At 53.6% G+C, this 2,607-nt stretch carries 2 protein-coding genes; both read left to right on the forward strand.

The features are described from left to right. The first annotated feature begins 122 nt into the window (after positions 1–122). Positions 123–1,736, forward strand: coding sequence for an IS21 family transposase (gene istA / locus DW039_RS20565; protein WP_016272705.1), 1,614 nt, complete (start codon positions 123–125; stop codon positions 1,734–1,736). A gap of 21 nt (positions 1,737–1,757) precedes the next feature. After that, a complete protein-coding gene (gene istB, locus DW039_RS20570) occupies positions 1,758–2,534 on the forward strand; it encodes an IS21-like element helper ATPase IstB (RefSeq protein WP_016272400.1) in 777 nt (258 codons plus the stop codon). The last annotated feature ends 73 nt before the right edge of the window (positions 2,535–2,607 follow it).

The following is a 2,607-nucleotide window of genomic DNA, read 5'->3' on the forward strand; positions in this document are numbered from 1 at the left end:
TGTAGCTAACACTTGAAAAGGGACCCGGAACAACATTTAAAAAGTGCCCCACCCATGGGTATGTTTAACCGAACAAAATTGGTATATTCATAAAAACCAATGGCGTTCATAATATGTACCACATGGAAGAAAGAGATTCCATAATTCTCGCCTATAGGCGTGACGGATTGAGCATCCGTGAGATCGCCCGTCGTAACGGCATGAGCCGCAAGACTGTACGCAAGTATCTCCGGGCTTTCGAACAAGCGGTCGGTGACAACCCCGATGCGGAAGCAATGGACACGTACCTGCAGCAGCCGGTGCGCTATGACAGCAGCAAACGTGTCCGCAGAGTGATGAACCAGCAGGTGATGGAGGCGATAGACGGCTTCATGGCCCGCAACCGGTCTAATGCCGCGGCCGGATTGCGCAAGCAGCAGATGCGCAAGATTGACATGTGGCGCCGGTTGCGCGATCAAGGCATAGAGATTGCCTATTCGACGGTATGCCAGTATGTCCGTGCATTGGAAGTGGCGGTGTCCGCTCCAGCCAAGTCCCCGGCGGCGTTCATCCGCCAGGAGTATGAACCGGGGTTCCGGTGCGAGTTTGACTGGGGCGTGCTGACACTTTGGATTGCCGGTGTCAAGACGAAGCTGCACATGGCCGTGTTCACGATGAACCATAGCAACCTGCGGCGGGCATACCTGTTCTCCCGCGAGGACACGTTGGCCCTGATGGAAGCACACCGCAACTGCTTCCGTGCTTTGGGGGGCACGCCGCAAGTAATGGCCTACGATAACATGCGGGTGGCCGTCAAGAAGTTCCTTGGACAGGAGCGCGAACATACCGATGCCCTGCGCCGCATGGAACTCCACTATTGTTTCACCCCTCATTTCTGTAATCCGCGTTCGGGATGGGAGAAAGGTAAGGTGGAGCGTTCGGTGGAACATATCCGCCGGCGGGCTTTCGCCTATGATGTCCGTTTCGGTTCGCTGGAGCAGGCGCAGTGTCATCTTGACAAGGTCTGTGACAGGCTCAACGGGGAGGCTTCCAACATGTCTGCGCAAGAGAAGAAGGAGCGCGTACAGGCCGATATTGCGGCTTTGCGGCCGCTTGACCACGGTGACATGGGCTGCTTTGAGCAGCGGCATGCCCGTGTCGGGAAGTATTCCACCATTACCGTCGATGGTGTGCATTACTCTGTGCCTGACCGGCTTGTCGGTCGGGAGGTACCCATAAAGATGTATTCCGAGCGTATTGTCGTGCTTGACGGTCGCGACAAGGTAGCCACGCATGTACGCTCCCGGCGTCTCGGTGACTGGTGTATCGACCTGATGCACTATCTGGGCACGTTCCTTCGCAAGCCTGCGGCGTTGGGACGATCCACGGCCATGCGACAGGTACACCCGGACGTGGCGGCACTGTTTCGCAAACATTTTACGGATTCTCCCAGATCGTTTGTCGAACTGCTCGTGTTTACCCGTGACAACCAGCGCACTTATGCCGACATACTGGCTGCGGCAGACCGTCTGTCCTCCCGGGGACTCAAACGCCTGTCTTCCGAACAATTGAGCGCCGAGATGCTGGCCAGTGACGGCAATGGAACCGCAAACGTCCGTCAAGACGCGGCCACCCTGACCCCGTCCGATCCACAACAGACCGCCATTGAAGAATCGGCCTCACAGACATTGGACACACTTTCGGCGATGATCGGATGTGGCGCCACACAACAACCTGTAAACAAAGTTACCGTCTAACAACATAAAAATTGCATAGCAATGGAACAAAACGAAAATCAAGACTCCATACGCGAACGGATACGTGCGTATGCCTTCGACCTCAAACTCCCTCTGGTACGACGCGACATCGACCTGCTTATACAGCAAGGACTTGATGAACGATGGAACCTGTGGATGTTCACGGCCGAACTCCTGCGTCAGGAAAAAGAAAACCGCTCGGAGAACCAGCGTCGGCATCGCATCAAAAATGCCGCGTTCCCACAGTTGCGATACCTCAACGAAATAGACACGGACGCGCTTCCGCCAGAAGCGCGGAAGGCCTTGCCAAACCTTGAGACACTTGATTTCATCAAGGAAGGGCGCAACCTTATACTATACGGGAATCCCGGTACCGGAAAGACCCATCTGGCTACAGCCTTGGGGATTGCGGCCTGTAACGCGGGATACTCCGTACTGTTCACTTCCGTGCCCAGACTGCTTACGCAGATAAGGGAATGCCGGAACGCAATGACACTAAGGGCACTCGAGAACAAGTTCGAACGATACGACATGGTCATCTGCGACGAGTTCGGATACGTTTCTTGTGACAAGGCGGGAGCGGAGATGTTGTTCAACCATCTGTCACTCAGAACTGACAAGAAAACAACCGTCATTACAACAAATCTCGCATTCAACAGATGGGACGAGATTATTGCAGACAAAGTACTAGTTACAGCAATGGTAGACAGGCTAACGCACAAGGCGATTCTACTGAACATGACGGGAAAATCGTACAGAATGAAAGAAACACAAGATATGATAAATAAACAAATTTAATTAACTTTGCAAAACCTATCGGGTGGTACACGTTTCAAATGCTACCCGGGTCCCTTTTCAAGTGTTAGCTACA

Source organism: Bacteroides sp. AF39-16AC (assembly GCF_003602735.1).
Taxonomy (GTDB): Bacteria; Bacteroidota; Bacteroidia; order Bacteroidales; family Bacteroidaceae; genus Bacteroides; species Bacteroides uniformis.